Origin of the sequence: Streptomyces sp. NPDC048277 (genome assembly GCF_040652235.1) — a bacterium.
In the GTDB taxonomy this organism is placed as follows: Bacteria; Actinomycetota; Actinomycetes; order Streptomycetales; family Streptomycetaceae; genus Streptomyces.
On the sequence record NZ_JBEZLQ010000001.1, the window covers coordinates 208,101 to 222,520 of the forward strand.

The following is a 14,420-nucleotide window of genomic DNA, read 5'->3' on the forward strand; positions in this document are numbered from 1 at the left end:
GGTCAGGGGGCGGGCCTGAGCAAGAGCACCGCCCGGTCGAACGCGGAGTCCCGTCCCCTCGTGAACTCGTCGCCCGTGAAGACCGGTTCGGTGATCTGTGGTGGGATTCCGGGGCCGTCGAAGGTGTGGCCGGTGCGGGTGAGGTACTCCTCGTTCGGGAGCCAGAGGGACATGCCGTTGGGGAGGTTGCGGACCAGGACGTCCGAGAAGACGCCCTGCGTCGGCTGGCCGATGCGGATCGTGCGGCCGGGGCGGTCGATCAGGGCCTGGGTGAAGGTCTCGCCGGCGCTGACCGTCGAGCCGCCGGTGAGGAGGGCGATCGGGCCGGTGTAGCGGGGGCCGCGCGCAGGGGTGACCGGGATCGGCTCGGGGCGCGTGTGCCTGGTGGGGTCGGCCGGGTCGTTGCGGGCGCGCTTGGAGTAGGCGACGTACGGCGTGTCCGTGAGGCGTTCGGCGATGTGGATGCCGAGGGCGTCGGAGCCGCCGCCGTTGACACGGAGGTCGATGATCAGGCCCCGGAGGGAGCCGGTGAGGAGGGGGTGCAGTGCCCGGTCGAGTTCGGCGAGGTCGGCGGAGTGCGCGTCGTCGTCCGGGTCGTATCCGTCGAAGTCGGCGATGCGTAGATACGCCAGGCCCTTGCCGAGGTCCGCGAAGGTGATGAGGCCGTCCGCGAAGTCCCGCCGGTCGGTGGCTCCCTTGAGGTCGTGGGCGAGGACGAACTTCTTCACCTTGGCGTCGAGTTCCGGGGACGGTACGACGGTGCCCGGTCGCACCACGCCGTAGTGGCGGTCGCCGTCCTCGACGAGAACGTGTGCGTCGTGGAGCGGGGTGATCATGCGGCTGAAGACGTCGAAGAGTTCGGCGCGGGTGGTGTCCTTGTGCACGAGGGGCCGGTAGCGGTCCCGTGCCGCGTGCCAGTCGATGCCCTTGGCCGCGAAGAAGGGGTAGTTCTCCTCGAAGGACTGCCAGAAGACGTCGAAGGCGGTGCGGGGGTCGGTCGAGGGCGGGCGGGTGCAGGCGGCGGGGAGGGAAGCGATCCGTCGCAGCTGCCGATGCCCGACCGAACTGTCCGCGCTGAGCTGCGCGTGCTCGCCGTCGGCTGCCAGCCGCATGGTGAGGACGTCGCCGTCGGAGTCGTACGTCCTCTGCTTCGCCGCCTCCGAGAAGTCCCCCTTGAGACAGCTGACGGCGGTCGTCTGGTACTCCTGAATCCCCCGGCCGTCGACGGCGAGAACGGTGCCGTACCCGTCCGTACGCCACACGCCGTCCCTGCTCGCCCTGGCTTCGAGTGCCTCCGGCGCCGAGACGGCGACGGCCAGGGTGAGGAGAAGAGCTGCGGTCCCGACGACGTTTCGCACGATGGCGTCCTTCCACCCACACGCGACTGACGCTTGCGTCCATCACGTTGCCGGACGCCGGGGGTCCGGGCCATCCGGCAGACGGGTGGCACGGGGGTGGGGGACAGCCTCAGCCCTATGAAGCCCGCGGAGCCCGCGGAGGCTACGGAGGCTACGGAGCCTGCGGAGTGAAGAGCAGGTTGCGGGTGTGCGGCGGCCGGGGCTCGTTCCAGGGCACCAACGCACCGTCGTGCTCGGCGATCCAGTGGACGTCGTACCCGAACGGCTCGAACTCGGCGACGAGTTCGCCGAGGGCCGCGTCGACCAGGGCCTCCATCACCAGGGTCGGCCGGTCGCGCTTCAGCACCTGGCGGGCTCCGCGCAGCACCGACATCTCGTGCCCCTCCACGTCGATCTTGACGAGCTCCAGCCTGGTGTCGGCGAACACCTCGTCGAGGGTGAGGAGCTGGATGCGCTTGAGCTGGGCGTCGGGGGCGGCGCCCTCCAGGGTGGAGCCGGTGGAGAGCAGGTTCCCGGAGAAACGGACGCTGATGTCGGCCCAGCCGGGCGCGCTGGAGACGCCGGCCTGGTGGAGTTTGACGTTCTGGAGGCCGTTGGAGCGGACGTTCACCGAGAGCCGGGCGTGGATCTGGTCGACCGGTTCGAAGGAATGCACCTTCGCCTGCGGGTTGGCGAGCGCGGCGATCATCGAGAAGTAGCCGACGTGTGCGCCGACGTCCGCGATCGTCGAACTCCGCGCGGCCAGCCGGGACCAGGTGGCGAGGGTGCCGGGCTCGTAGCCGAACGTCCCGTTCCACAGCGTGTCCATGGCGACCGCATCGTCGTTCACGCAGAACATCACGAACGGCGGACAGTACGGCGACTCGATCTCCACGTAGCCCCGGTACGGGAACTTCTTGCGGTGCACGCGGATGATGTCCCCGGTGGCGACCGGCCTGACCGACGGTGCGTGGGCCAGCATGCGGGCGTTGGCGGCTTCGACCTCGGAAATACGCATTGGGTGATGGTAAAGCCAAGGTCAGAGAATGTCACAGGCCCCGAAAATATTCTGAAAAGGCTGCTCACAGGCAGATGTGAGTAGCCTTTTCGAGGGATGACCATTCCAAATAACCTGGAATTCACCCGTCCTTTTACTTCGGCTGGCTAGTCGTCGGCGTCGGCGAAGAGTTCGGCGGTGGTGGTGGCCGTCGCGGCGCGGGTCAGCCAGGTGGTGAGGGTGTCGTGGTCGTCGCAGGAGGTGATGCGGTCGCGGGCTTCGTCGCTGATGCCGACGCCGCGACCGGCGAGGACGACGAGGAGGGCTTCGGCGAGGCCGTGGGAGAGGCCTTCTGAGCGGCCTTCGGCGCGCAGGGCCTGGGCCGTCTGGGACTGGAAGATGGAGAGGTCGACGGCCATGAGGTGCCTCCAGAGGTCTGCGGCCGGCGTCTTGCCCAGGCCTTGTTCGGTGAGCTCGATGTAGATGCTCGCGGTGTCTTCGTCGTCGGCCTGCAGGCCCTTCAGAGCGGCTGCCAGTGCTTTCAGTATGGCATCGGACTCCGGCGCACGGCTGTGCAGCGCGGACGACAGCACCGCGAGGGAGATGTCCTTGGCGGCCGCTTCAGGAGTGTCGATGACGGGCACGGTGTCCGGGCCGAGGACGAGCGGGCGCAGGGTGAGGGTGGGCCACTGCGGGGGACCCAGACTGACCTGCTGTGCCGCCCAGGCGGCCGTGTGCCTGTCCCGGCAGACGACCAGCAGTACCGCCGGCATCTTGTACTTGGCGTAGAGATGCGCCAGGTAATAGGCCCAGCTGGCGGGCTTGTCGGCGTCCTGTCCTCCCTGGGCCTCCACGGCGAGCAGGAAGCTGCCGTCTTTCACCGTGTCGAGGCGGAGGAGTGTGTCGACGCGGCGTTCCAGGGGGCGGTTCTCCGTCAGGTCCGTGGGAAACGGCGACGCCGAGACCGGATCGCCGAAGGAGACGCCGAGCGCCCTTACGGCTCGGGGGAAGAGCCCCGGATCCTGCTGGAAGATCCGGTGCATCGCTTCGTGCGGGGAACTGACCATGAGGGGGGTCGAGGCCTCTCGTCGTAGTCGTACGGACCTGGGTGGTCAGGCCGTTCTCTGCAGCGGCCGATGGGTGCGGCAGTCACGGCAGCGGCCGGGTTGCGCCGCGCGGAACGGGCGGTCGCAGCCGTCGCAGTCCTGGAAGGGGAGCGGACGCGGTGGGGCGGGCGGTGGTGGCGGTGGCAGGTACTCCGTGAGGCGGTGGGCCAGGAGGCCCGCTGGGTGGCGGAGCGGCTCGGCCGGGAGGCAGGAGGTGAGGGTGCGGCGTACGGCTTCGGGCGAGGCGCCGCGTTCCAGCCAGGCGTCGACGGCCGGGGCGAGCCGTCGTACCTCGCGTTCGGGGAGGAGGAGGCGGGGGTCGTCGTGGTGGAGGCGGGAGAGGAGGGTGGCGGCCGTGCGCTGCGGATCGGGCGTGCTGCGCGTGGGTTCCGGCAGAGGCGGCTTCGGCGGGCGCGGCGGCGGTGCTGCCGGGGGATGTGTCCGATCCGGGCGGGGCGCCGGTGCCGGTGCCGGTGGCGGCGTAACCTCTCGTCCCTCCTCTGCCCCCGTCGGCCGGTTGTACGACACCGTCCGCGAGACCATCCGGCCGTTCGGCAGCCGCTCACGCGTCCGGGACAGGTAGCCGTGGGCCTCCAGTTCGCGCAGCGCCGCCGCGATCCGCACCTCGCCCTCCGGGAAGCGCCCGGTCAGGGACTTGATGTCCACGCGGGCACCGGTCGGCAGCGACTGGATGTGGCCGGCGAGTCCGATCGCGGTGAGGGAGAGTTCGCGGTGCTGGAGAAGGCGGTTGTCGACCACCGTGTACCGCGTGGTGAGCCGGACGTTGACGTGGGTCACCCCGTACGAGGGGTTCGACCCGGGAACGGCTGACCGGGGGCGCGAGGGCGCGCTAGTGTGCTCTGCATCCATCGGGAAGGTAGTGCTTCCTAGGTGGTCAGGCCCTCGATCGGGATCGCTAGTCCCGGCCGGGGGCCGTCGTATGTGCGTCGCGGATGACGGGTGACCGTGTGTTGCCCTGGCCGTCACCCGGTGTTGTCGCGGCGAGCATATGCCCGGCAACCGGCACCGAATCCAGCCCAGTTGGCCATGTTCACTCCGGAGGGTGACGGGCGGCGGCGGGGAGGCGGGTGGGGTTGGGGAGGGGAATTTCCCCGGGGTTTTTAACTACTTGGCGGCGGGCGTCACCGTCTCGCGGCGGACCGCGTGACGGTCACTTCGGCCCAGACGGTCTTGCGGGGACGGGGCCCGAGGGAGACGCCCCAGCGGTCGGCGAGGGCGTCGACGATCACCAGTCCGCGACCGTTCTCGTCCTCCCCGGAGGGGAGTTGCACGCGGGGGCGGTGCTCCTCGCAGGTGTCGGTCACCTCGATACGGACCGTGTTCCTGACGACGTACATCAACAGCCGGAAACCACGGCCCGCCGTCCGCCCGTGCGTCGCCGCGTTGGCCGCGAGTTCCGCGACGACGTGCGCCGCGTCTTCTGACGGCAGCCCCCAGGACCGCAGTTGCTCGGTCGCCAGCAGCCGTGCCAGCCGGGCTCCTCTGCGTGTGGGTGACAGCAGCACGCTGAAGTTGCGGATCGGGCAGTCGAGGGGGGTGGAGATTTCCTGGTTCACGTCACTCAGCGTGGCCGCCTGCGCCTACCGTGAACAGTGACGGAGTCGTTGCGTACGGTCACTGTCCGCTGCTTGTCCGGCGCTGTCCGGGCTGTCGGACGCGGTCGTACGGGTAGGGCGTCGTCGAGGCACGGTCGTACGACTGAGGGGTGGCGGGATGAGCGTGGACGGCGCGGTGGGGCGGCTCAGGAGCGAGGCGGACGAGCCGGGTTGGGAGGTGGACCCTGATGACGAGTGGGGCGTCGCGGTCATCGCGACCGTCGGGCGCCAGCTGAAGCTGCGGCGGGAGGCGGTGGGGATGCGGGCCGCCGAGTTCGGGGTGGCGGTCGGGTACGGGGAGGACATGGTCTACAAAATCGAAGGTGGGAAGCGGATTCCCCGGCCGGAGTACCTGGACAGGGCGGACGAGGTGCTGGGGGCGGGCGGGCTGCTCTCGGCGATGAAGGAGGACGTAGGGCGGGTCCGGTACCCCAAGAAGGTGCGTGACCTGGCGCAGCTGGAGGCGAGTGCGGTGGAGCTCCAGCTCTACGACCCGCTCCACATCCACGGGTTGTTGCAGACACCCGAATACGCGCGCGGGCTGCTCCTGATGCGTCGCCCGGCGTACACCGGGGACGAGGTGGAGCGGTTCATCGCCGCACGCGTGGCCCGTAAGACCGTCTTCGCGCGGGACCCGGCGCCCGAACTCAGCTTCGTCCTGGAGGAATGGACGCTTCGGCGACCGCTCGGCGGGCGCGCGGTGCTCCGTCAACAGCTGGAACACCTGCTGGAGGCAGCGCAGTTGCGGAACGTCGAGCTTCAGGTGATGCCGATGGACCGTGACGAGCACGCCGGGGTCGACGGCGGAATCGAGGTGCTGAAGTCCGAGGACGGCTCGGCGGTGGGGCGTTCGCCAGCAGTGGCCAACGGCCGACCGGTGTCCGATCCGAAGCAGCTCCGTATCCTTGAACTGCGGTATGGCATCATCCGGGCGCAGGCGCTCACTCCGCGTGAGTCGACGGCCTTCATCGAACAACTGCTGGGGGAGACATGATCCGCAGGACCTCGGCCGAGGACGCCTCCGGTCTGACGTGGTTCAAGAGCAGCTACAGCAGTGGCAGCGAGGGCGACTCCTGCGTCGAAGTCGCCCTCAGCCCCGCCACCGTCCACGTGCGCGACTCCAAGAACACCGCGGCCCCCTCCCGCGGCCCCCACCTCGCCTTCCCGCCCGCCACCTGGACGGCCTTCCTTTCCCACGCGGCCGTCGTCGGCGAGTGAGGTACGCCCGCGAGCTGTTCGCACCCCTCGGAGCGGTCGTGGCCGTGGGTGCGCTGAACGCCACCGGCACCTGGTCGTTCGCCGACGTCTCGGTCGGCGCGTTCCTGGCGGGCAGACGGCAGCAGTGGGACCGCCTCTTCACCGCGGTCTGCGCGCTCTGCGCCTTCGACCGTGACGAGGCGGCGGCGATCGCCGACGAGATGGGCTATTTCCGCGACTACGACCTGTCCGCGCCGCTCCTCGTCCTCTGGTCTGCAGGAGTGACTGGGGTCGAGAGCCTGCACGACCCGTCCCCGTCGGTCGTACGCCGTATGTGCCGCATGGCCGCCGACCTCCAACTGACCGAGCTCCTGGACATGTTGGTGGGAGTGACCCTCGACGCGGGTACGGACGCTGCTACCGGCGCACCCCAGGTCATCGAGATCCTCACCGCCGCCTGCGACCTGGCGGACCCGGCTGGGAACATCACCCCGCACCACGTCCACCGCACGTGGCGAGTCGCCCTTCTGCCGTCGGCGCTCCGCCCGGACTCATCCACTGCGGACCACGTCAAGGCGGGGTTCCGGTCGTACGACAGGACGCTGGAGGAACTGCTCGGCGGCGGCCCGCCGGAGCGCGGCTACCGCTATGTCGGCCCCGCCGAACTCGCCGTCACGGCACGGCGATCCACGGACCCCGGCACCCGCATCACCTCCGTGGCCGACTTCGAGGCGTGGGCCGGACGGCAGGCGCGGGCGGAGCTGACCGAGCCGTTTACGTACGTCGTCGGCCTCGACGGGCTGCTACGACTGGCCCCTCGCCGGAGCGAGCACGTGGCCTGCGCGGGCGGAGCGGCCGTGTTCGGCGCCGGGGAGATCGCCTTCGTGAGCGAGGCAGGTAACTGGTCGGTGGGAGAGGTGAGTAACCAGTCGACGGGCTACTGCCCCGACGTCACGTCGTGGACCGCGGTGGCCCGCGCACTCGATGGCATCCCGCTCCGCCGCCCCGCCGCCTTCACCCACGAGGTGGTGTTCCGCCGCTGCCCGACCTGCGCGGAGCACAACATCGTCCGGGAGGCCGACTTCGTCTGTGTCTTCTGCGGCGGCGAACTGCCGCAGGCGTGGAACATGGACGACATCGACCGTTCAGACGGCCGGTGAGGCGCCGAAGCGGACCTCCGCCGCAGGGGCCACGGTGACCGACCGACCCGCGTACTGGATGCCCGAGAAGATCTCGTTGTGATGGGCGACGATCTGCGCGGCCGTGAGAGAGTGCGCTGCGGCTGGTGGAGTCGACGCAGAAGTCGGAGGCGTAGCCGGTGACGACGAGACGGTGTACCGCCAGCTCGGCCAGGACCTCGCCGAGTGCCGTGCCGAGGAACGAGTCCGCGCTGTCCTTGTCCAGGACGACGTCCCCCGGCCGGGGCGTCAGCGTCGGATGAACTTCGAGCCACTCCGGGCGCACCTGACCGAACTGCTGCCGCAGGTAGACCACCGGTACGTCGGCGGCGCGGGCCCGATCCGCCAGCTGGGCGACCCTCCCCAGGCGTGCCTCGTCGTGAGTCTGTCCCCGGAGAGCGCGGACTACTCCGCCTTGTTCCCGCCGCCACTCTGCGGTTGCTGCTGGCCCTCCGGCCGTACCGCGTCCTTCGCCTTCTTCGCGAGGTCGTCGTCCAGCTTCTTGAACTCGCGGACCACCGTGTCGGACATGTCGGCCAGCGAATCGATTTGCTTGGTGATGTCCTCGCGGCCGTCGTGCCAGTTGGACTCGAAGTCGTCGAGGGCGTCGTAGACCGTGCCGCTGCCGATGTCGTCCCGGTAGGACTCGAACATCTTCTTGGTGTGGTTGAGACGTTCCTTGATGGAACGCAGCTGACGGCCGTAGTCCTCCAGCTCGCTCAGCGGTATCGCGAGGTCGCTCTTGCCTTTGCCCACGTGACCGTCCCCCGTTCGCGCATCTCGTAGTCTGGCCGCACCGTATATCAGACCATCAGACGGGGGACGACGTACACCATGGCCCGCTACATGGAGACGCTCACGATCGAGCGCGGCGGTTTCCGGATCAAGGTGCCGGAGTCGTGGTGGGAGTTCGACGTGCGGCCGGAGTCGCGGGACGACTCGATCCGGCGGATGGTGAACGAGCGGGTCGCGCAGTACCCGGAGCTCGCGCAGTACCGCGACACCTACGTCGGCTTCCTGCGCAAGTCCGCGGCGGACGCGTGGAAGTCGGGCGCGATGTACTGCGGCTGCATGGCGGAGAGCTTCGGCGGGGACACCCCGATCACGGGCTCGGTCACGGTGTCGCTGGTCGGCGGCCGTACACGCGAGGGCGCGCCCCTCTCCAACGACCCGGCCGCCATCGCCGCCCAGCTCGCGCCCAAGGAGGCCCACCGGGAGGGCGACTCCTGGCGCAAGGTGACGACCGTCGACATCCCCGGCGTCGGCCCCGCGGCCCGGACGTACGGCATCGAGGACATCCCGATCCCCGAGGACAGCCTGGGCCGCACGATCCGAGCGGTCCTGATGCAGACCTTCATCCCGGTCCCCGGCCAGGAGGGCAAGGTCGCGCTGGTGGCGGGCAGCAGCCAGGTCCTCGACCTCGCCGACTCCTTCTTCGACATCTTCGACGCGATCACGTCGACGTTCCGGTTCGTGGACTGAGCGGACTGAGCGGACTGAGCGGAGTGGACTCTCCGGACTGGGCGAGTGGCGAGGGTCTGCTGGGTCTCGACGACCCGGCGGAGTGGGATGCCGCGTTCGAGCGCGGCGAGGATCATCTCGGTACGGCGGTGATCGGCCTGGCCTTCAACTGCCCGCTGGAGGAGGCGTCCCCGCGGATCGTCCGTGCGATCGGCCTGCCGGACCGGAACCAGCGAGGGTACGCCTTCACCGCCGCCGGCACCGCGGCCCGCCTCAACGGCCGGCTGACCCCGGAGCTGTACGCGGCACTGCGCGCGGAGGGCCTCGGCGGCCCGGCCGAGGACGCGATCAGGGACACCCTGACCTTCGTGCCCCACCGGGACCTGCCGCCGTGGCTCAAGCGTCTGCGGCTGTATGTGAGGGTGCACGACAAGCTGGAGTACTGGTGGCTGTGCATCACGGACGCGGCCGAAGACGGCCGGCAGGCGCTGCGCGGGTCGCGAAGCTGAGCTCTTGCTGACGCGGCTGCCTTAACCATCGGGCTTCACCTCGAACGGCCGTTCCTTGTAAGTTCGCGTGTGCACAGGCTTGTTGATGGGACGTACGCGACGGGGGTTGCGGGGTTATGGCGGGGTACCGACCGGCGGACTGGCATCCACTCGACCTCGACAGGGACCCGACACCCGGCGATCCGCAACGCGTCCGCACCCTCGCCACCCGGCTCCACTCCTTCGCGGACGATGTCTCGGACGCGTTGCGTCTGGTGAAGGGGATGGCGGGTGAGGACACGCTCCTGCAGTGGGCGGGCAAGTCGGCGGAGGTGTTCAAGGAGCAGTTCAAGGACGTTCCGAAGAACCTGAAGAAGCTGAAGAAGTCGTACGAGCTGTGCGGTGACGCGCTCGCGGACTACTGGCCGAAGCTGGAGCGTGCGCAGGCGCTTGCCGACAAGGCCCTGGCGAAGGCGAAGGAGGCCCAGTCCGATCTCTCCTCCGCCAAGTCCCGTCTGTCCTCGGCCGATTCGTGGGTGACGCGGGCGACGAAGGAAGCGGACAAGTACAAGGACGACCCCACCGGCAGTAAGTCCAGCGCCGACAAGCCGGACGAGGGCAAGGTCCGGGCCGCCACCCGGGACGTGCAGAGCGCCAAGTCCGCCCACACCCAGGCCCAGTCGGACGTCACCAGCGCGCAGAGCGCCCTCGATGCCGCGAAGAAGATGGCCGAGGACGCGCGGAAGATGCGTGACGACGCTGCGGGTGAGGCGAAGCGGAAGATCGACGAGGCCTCGGATGCCGGGATCCCGAACCGGCACTGGTGGCAGGACGTGGGCCACTGGTTCGAGGACAACTGGGACACCATCGTCACCGTCTGCAAGGTCGTCGTCGCGGTCGTCGGAATCATCGCGATGATCATCGGCGGGCCGATCCTCGGCGCGATCGTGCTGGTGGCCGCGCTCGTGGTCCTCGCGGACACCCTCTACAAATACTCCAAGGGCCAAGCATCCCTGTGGGACGTGGCCTTCGCCGCACTCGACTGCATACCCGGCGGCAAGGGCATCACCAGCCTCGGCAAGCTCGCCAAGGGGCTCAAGGAACTGAAGAACATCAAGGGCGGCATGAAGGCGATGGCTGGAGGGCTGCGGGGCCTCAAGTCCGCCCGAGGATTGCTCGCGGAAGGCTCAAAGGGCGCCTACAGCAGGCTGAAGGGCCTGATCAAAGGATGCGGCGACCCGATCGATCCGGCCACGGGACACATGTACCTGGCTCAGACCGATGTCGCCTTGCCGGGAACCCTGGCCTTTGACTTCACCCGCCGTGCCTCATCGGGTTGCCGCTCGGGGCGGTGGTTCGGACCCAGTTGGTCCTCCACGGTCGACCAGCGCCTCGAAATCGACGAGCACGGGGTCGTGTTCGTCACCGAGGACGGCATGCTGCTGGCGTATCCGCACCCCGGGGGGCCCGCGGTCTCCGTAACTCCTGAGAGCGGCCCTTCCTGGCCGCTGACCCGCCTGGACGCGGGTGGCTACCTCATCACCGAGCCGCTCACGGGCATCAGCCGTCGCTTCGCCGCTCCTGCCGGTGGCGTGGCGCTCGTGGAGCGAATAGCCGACCGCAACCGCAACACCATCGACTTCGACTACGACGACGAGGGTGCTCCTCAGGCCATCCGGCACTCCGGTGGGTATCACCTCAAGGTCACCGTGGAAGACGGGTACGTCACCGGGTTGGGACTGGTCGGCGCGGGCGAAGACGGGCGGGACGTCACGGTCAAGCAGTACGGGTACATCGCCGGGAACCTCACCGAAGTCGCCGACTCGGCCGGCATGCCTACGCGATTCACCTACGACGAGCGGCAGCGCATCACGTCATGGCAGGACACGAACCACCGCCGCTATGCGTACACCTACGACGAGCAGGACCGGTGCGTCGCCCAAGGCGGTGAGGCCGGGCACATGGCCAACACCTTCGTCTACGACCAGGCCGCCCCTGCCTGGCCCGACTGCCGTATCACGGAGGTCACCGGCGCGGACGGTGCCACCAGTCGTTTCGTCGTCGACGAGCGATGCCTCGTCATCGCCGAGATCGACCCGCTGGGCGGTATGGTGCGCACCGGCTATGACGCCCACCAGCACGTCACCTCGACGACGGATCAGCTCGGCCACACCACGAGGATCGGCGTCAACGAACTGGGGCGGCCGGTCGCGATCACGGGACCCGACGGCGTCACGGTCCGATACGAGTACAACGATCTCCATCTCACCACGTGCGTGAGCCTGCCGGACGGCAGCTCATGGCGGTACTCCTACGACGAACGCGGTAACTGCACGTCGATCACCGATCCGGGTGGTGCAACGGCTCGCAGCACCTACACGCCAGAAGGTCATCCCCTCACCGTCACCGATCCTCTGGGCCGCACGACCACCGTGCGTTGCGATCGTGCGGGCCTGCCTCTTGAGGTCACCGACCAGCTGGGTGCCACCAGCTGGGAACGTGACGCGTTCGGGAACCCCGTCACCCTCACCGATGAGCTGGGGCACACCACGCGACTGGCCTGGTCGACGGAGGGTCGGCTTCGCCGCCGTACGACAGCGGACGGTGCCGTGGAGGAGTGGAGCTACGACGGCGAAGGCAACTGCACCAGCCACATCGACCAGTTGGGGCAGGTGTCCCGTTCCGACTACACCCACTTCGATCTGCTCGCGGCCCGCACAGGCCCGGACGGGTCCCGCCACGAGTTCTCCTACGACGCGTCCCTGCGGCTCGTCCGCGTCACCAACCCTCTGGGCCTGAGCTGGAGTTACGACTATGACCGAGCCGGTCGTCTGAAATCGGAGACCGACTACGACGGTCGCGTCCTCACTTATGCCCACGATGCCGCCGGGCGCCTTGTTTCCCGCACCGACGCACTCGGCCAGACCGTCACCTTCGCCTATGACGTCCTCGGTCAGCTGGTGCGCAAGGACTCGTGCGGGGCCGTCACCACGTGGGCGTACGACCTGCTCGGCAACCTCACGCATGCCACCGGACCCGACTGCGCGCTCATCCTTGAGCGCGACAGCGTCGGCCGTCTCCTGGCCGAGACGGTCGACGGACGGACCGTGACTCATTCCTATGACGTGGCGGGGCAGCTTGTGGGCCGTGTCACCCCTTCCGGTGCCACGAGCGGCCGTACCTACGGCGAAGCGGGGCGGCTCACCCGTCTGGTCAGCTCCGGACGAGCCATCGACTTCGAGCATGATGCGGCGGGCCGGGAGGTGACGCGGCGCATCGGCGCCGCCGCGACCTTGGCCCAGGCGTTCGACGAGGCGGGGCGCCTGACGAGCCAGACGATCACGGGCACCGGCAGCCCGTCCGTCCTGCACCGGTCCTTTGCCTACCGGGCCGACGGGAATCTGACCGGGGTCGACGGCTCGTTCCTCGGAAGCCGTCGCTTCGATCTGGACGCCGCCGGGCGGGTGACCGCGGTGCGGGCGGACAACTGGACCGAGGCCTACGCCTACGACAGTGCCGGCAACCAGACTCAGGCCGACTGGCCCGGCACCCACCCCGGCCACGAAGCCACCGGAGAGCGCGCATACCGCGGTACACGGCTTACACGGGCCGGGAAGGTCCGCTACGAACACGACGAACTCGGCCGGGTGACCCTGCGGCAGAAGACGCGACTGTCCCGCAAGCCCGACACCTGGCGTTACACCTGGGATGCCGAGGACCGGCTCATCTCGGTCATCACGCCCGACGGCTCGCACTGGCGGTACAAATACGACCCGTTGGGACGCAGGGCGGCGAAACTGCGGCTCGCCGACGACGGTGTCACCGTGGTCGAACGGGTCGAGTTCACCTGGGACGGTACGGCTCTCTGCGAACAGACCACCACATCGACGTCACTCGACAACCTGGTCACCCTCACCTGGGACTACCAAGGCTTGGCGCCGGTGGCCCAGACGGAGCGGATGTCGGCCGCGGACGCACCCCAGGACGAGGTCGATGCCCGCTTCTTCGCGATCGTCACCGATGTCGTCGGCACTCCGACCGAACTCGTCGACGAAACCGGGAACGTCGCCGGGCGCGCCTGCAGCACCCTGTGGGGTGTCACCGCGTGGGCGGCGAACAGCACTGCTCACACGCCGCTCCGTTTTCCGGGGCAGTACCACGACCCGGAAACGGGCCTGCACTACAACTGCTTTCGTTACTACGACCCTGAAACGGCTCTCTATCTCACCCAGGACCCGCTCGGACTGGAGCCGGCCCCCAATCCTGTTGCATATGTGCATAATCCGCACACATGGGGCGATCCGCTTGGCCTCACGCCCTGCGCGATCGCGGCCCGGAAGAGTGCGACGGAGCTTCGCAATTCTCCGGGCATGGTCACAGGAGGCGACCGGCTTCCGGATATCACCGGCAAGTGGCTGAGGGGGAGCCATGGAAATGCAGGGAGAATTCCCGGGCAGGTGGCCCGCGGGCTGCAAGGGCGCGAGTTCAAGAGTTTTGACCACTTCAGGGCGGCGTTCTGGGAAGAGGTCTCCAAGAATCCGGAACTGGCCGGACAGTTCAAGAAGTCGGGCCAGACGGCCATGGCCGACGGGAAGGCGCCCTTCACTGCTGTCGATCAGGCCATTCCGGGCCAGGGGCGTTACGTGCTGCATCACGTTCAACCCATCGGGCGAGGTGGCGGCGTATACGACCTCGACAACCTGGTGGTCGTAACGCCGCGATACCATAAGGAGGTCCTGGACGGTGGTTACCATTTCGGCAGTTAGCAGGATCAGGTCGAGAGGGTGAATTGCGTGATCTCGAAAACGCGTGAAGAACTCATTCAGATGGTGCAGCAGCTCATTGACGCACGTCTCCCCGAGGCGGAGGAGGATGCGCTGGTGGAGGAACTGAAGCAGAGCGTGCCGCATCCTAGGGTGACCGATTTGATCTACTATTCGGACCGAGATCTCACGGCTGAGGAAGTGGTGGATCAGGCACTGGCCTACCGTCCGATCGAGTTGTGATCCAGGCGTTCTTCCGACGTCGCGCGGAGCGATG

General features: G+C 68.6%; 13 protein-coding genes and 1 pseudogene. 7 read left to right on the forward strand and 7 right to left on the reverse strand.

Features of this window, described 5'->3' with window-relative positions; genetic code table 11:
- Nucleotides 1–2: 2 nt before the first annotated feature.
- The 5 genes from AB0D85_RS01045 to AB0D85_RS01065 form a co-directional block, all read right to left on the reverse strand.
- Entirely contained in the window at nucleotides 3–1,358 is a 1,356-nt protein-coding gene (locus AB0D85_RS01045) for a S41 family peptidase (protein ID WP_362312137.1), read from the reverse strand.
- A gap of 151 nt (nucleotides 1,359–1,509) precedes the next feature.
- The gene (locus tag AB0D85_RS01050) at nucleotides 1,510–2,355 is read right to left on the reverse strand and encodes an FkbM family methyltransferase (RefSeq protein ID WP_362312139.1); all 846 of its coding nucleotides are present in this window, start codon (nucleotides 2,353–2,355) and stop codon (nucleotides 1,510–1,512) included.
- Nucleotides 2,356–2,501: 146 nt separating this feature from the next.
- Nucleotides 2,502–3,401, reverse strand: coding sequence for a hypothetical protein (locus AB0D85_RS01055; protein WP_362312141.1), 900 nt, complete (start codon nucleotides 3,399–3,401; stop codon nucleotides 2,502–2,504).
- 45 nt (nucleotides 3,402–3,446) lie between these two features.
- Nucleotides 3,447–4,238: a helix-turn-helix domain-containing protein gene (locus tag AB0D85_RS01060; protein ID WP_362312143.1), complete on the reverse strand. Its 792-nt coding sequence runs from the start codon at nucleotides 4,236–4,238 to the stop codon at nucleotides 3,447–3,449.
- A gap of 344 nt (nucleotides 4,239–4,582) precedes the next feature.
- Complete coding sequence (locus AB0D85_RS01065) at nucleotides 4,583–5,017, reverse strand: ATP-binding protein (protein ID WP_362312145.1); 435 nt, start codon at nucleotides 5,015–5,017, stop codon at nucleotides 4,583–4,585.
- Between the two features lie 157 nt (nucleotides 5,018–5,174).
- On the opposite strand from AB0D85_RS01065, the gene AB0D85_RS01070 reads away from it, so the two are divergent.
- The 3 genes from AB0D85_RS01070 (at nucleotide 5,175) to AB0D85_RS01080 (ending at nucleotide 7,413) form a co-directional block, all read left to right on the forward strand.
- Nucleotides 5,175–6,050: a helix-turn-helix transcriptional regulator gene (locus AB0D85_RS01070; RefSeq protein WP_362312147.1), complete on the forward strand. Its 876-nt coding sequence runs from the start codon at nucleotides 5,175–5,177 to the stop codon at nucleotides 6,048–6,050.
- Complete coding sequence (locus AB0D85_RS01075) at nucleotides 6,047–6,274, forward strand: DUF397 domain-containing protein (protein ID WP_362312148.1); 228 nt, start codon at nucleotides 6,047–6,049, stop codon at nucleotides 6,272–6,274. Before AB0D85_RS01070 ends, AB0D85_RS01075 begins: the two co-directional genes overlap by 4 nt.
- A gap of 590 nt (nucleotides 6,275–6,864) precedes the next feature.
- Entirely contained in the window at nucleotides 6,865–7,413 is a 549-nt protein-coding gene (locus AB0D85_RS01080) for a hypothetical protein (RefSeq protein WP_362313412.1), read from the forward strand.
- A gap of 160 nt (nucleotides 7,414–7,573) precedes the next feature.
- Here the strand turns inward: AB0D85_RS01080 and AB0D85_RS01085 are convergent.
- A pseudogene (locus AB0D85_RS01085) lies at nucleotides 7,574–7,798 on the reverse strand (isochorismatase family protein); the annotation flags it as partial.
- Between the two features lie 38 nt (nucleotides 7,799–7,836).
- Nucleotides 7,837–8,187 (reverse strand): hypothetical protein, encoded by a 351-nt coding sequence (locus tag AB0D85_RS01090; RefSeq protein ID WP_362312149.1) that lies wholly within the window; start codon nucleotides 8,185–8,187, stop codon nucleotides 7,837–7,839.
- Between the two features lie 78 nt (nucleotides 8,188–8,265).
- Between AB0D85_RS01090 and AB0D85_RS01095 the strand changes: the two genes are divergently transcribed.
- The 4 genes from AB0D85_RS01095 (at nucleotide 8,266) to AB0D85_RS01110 (ending at nucleotide 14,386) form a co-directional block, all read left to right on the forward strand.
- Nucleotides 8,266–8,913 carry a hypothetical protein gene (locus AB0D85_RS01095; RefSeq protein ID WP_362312152.1) on the forward strand — a complete coding sequence of 216 codons (648 nt, stop codon included), beginning with the start codon at nucleotides 8,266–8,268 and terminating at the stop codon, nucleotides 8,911–8,913.
- Between the two features lie 23 nt (nucleotides 8,914–8,936).
- Entirely contained in the window at nucleotides 8,937–9,401 is a 465-nt protein-coding gene (locus AB0D85_RS01100) for a hypothetical protein (RefSeq protein ID WP_362312153.1), read from the forward strand.
- Between the two features lie 116 nt (nucleotides 9,402–9,517).
- The gene (locus tag AB0D85_RS01105) at nucleotides 9,518–14,146 is read left to right on the forward strand and encodes a DUF6531 domain-containing protein (protein WP_362312155.1); all 4,629 of its coding nucleotides are present in this window, start codon (nucleotides 9,518–9,520) and stop codon (nucleotides 14,144–14,146) included.
- A gap of 27 nt (nucleotides 14,147–14,173) precedes the next feature.
- Nucleotides 14,174–14,386: a bacteriocin immunity protein gene (locus AB0D85_RS01110; protein WP_316773517.1), complete on the forward strand. Its 213-nt coding sequence runs from the start codon at nucleotides 14,174–14,176 to the stop codon at nucleotides 14,384–14,386.
- The last annotated feature ends 34 nt before the right edge of the window (nucleotides 14,387–14,420 follow it).

Excerpts from the sequence above, each read along its gene's own strand:
- AB0D85_RS01075 (WP_362312148.1), top strand. The coding sequence starts at position 6,047 with ATGATCCGCAGGACCTCGGCCGAGGACGCCTCCGGTCTGACGTGGTTC.
- AB0D85_RS01105 (WP_362312155.1), top strand. The coding sequence starts at position 9,518 with ATGGCGGGGTACCGACCGGCGGACTGGCATCCACTCGACCTCGACAGG.
- AB0D85_RS01070 (WP_362312147.1), top strand. The coding sequence starts at position 5,175 with ATGAGCGTGGACGGCGCGGTGGGGCGGCTCAGGAGCGAGGCGGACGAG.
- AB0D85_RS01050 (WP_362312139.1), bottom strand. The coding sequence starts at position 2,355 with ATGCGTATTTCCGAGGTCGAAGCCGCCAACGCCCGCATGCTGGCCCAC.
- AB0D85_RS01055 (WP_362312141.1), bottom strand. The coding sequence starts at position 3,401 with ATGGTCAGTTCCCCGCACGAAGCGATGCACCGGATCTTCCAGCAGGAT.
- AB0D85_RS01095 (WP_362312152.1), top strand. The coding sequence starts at position 8,266 with ATGGCCCGCTACATGGAGACGCTCACGATCGAGCGCGGCGGTTTCCGG.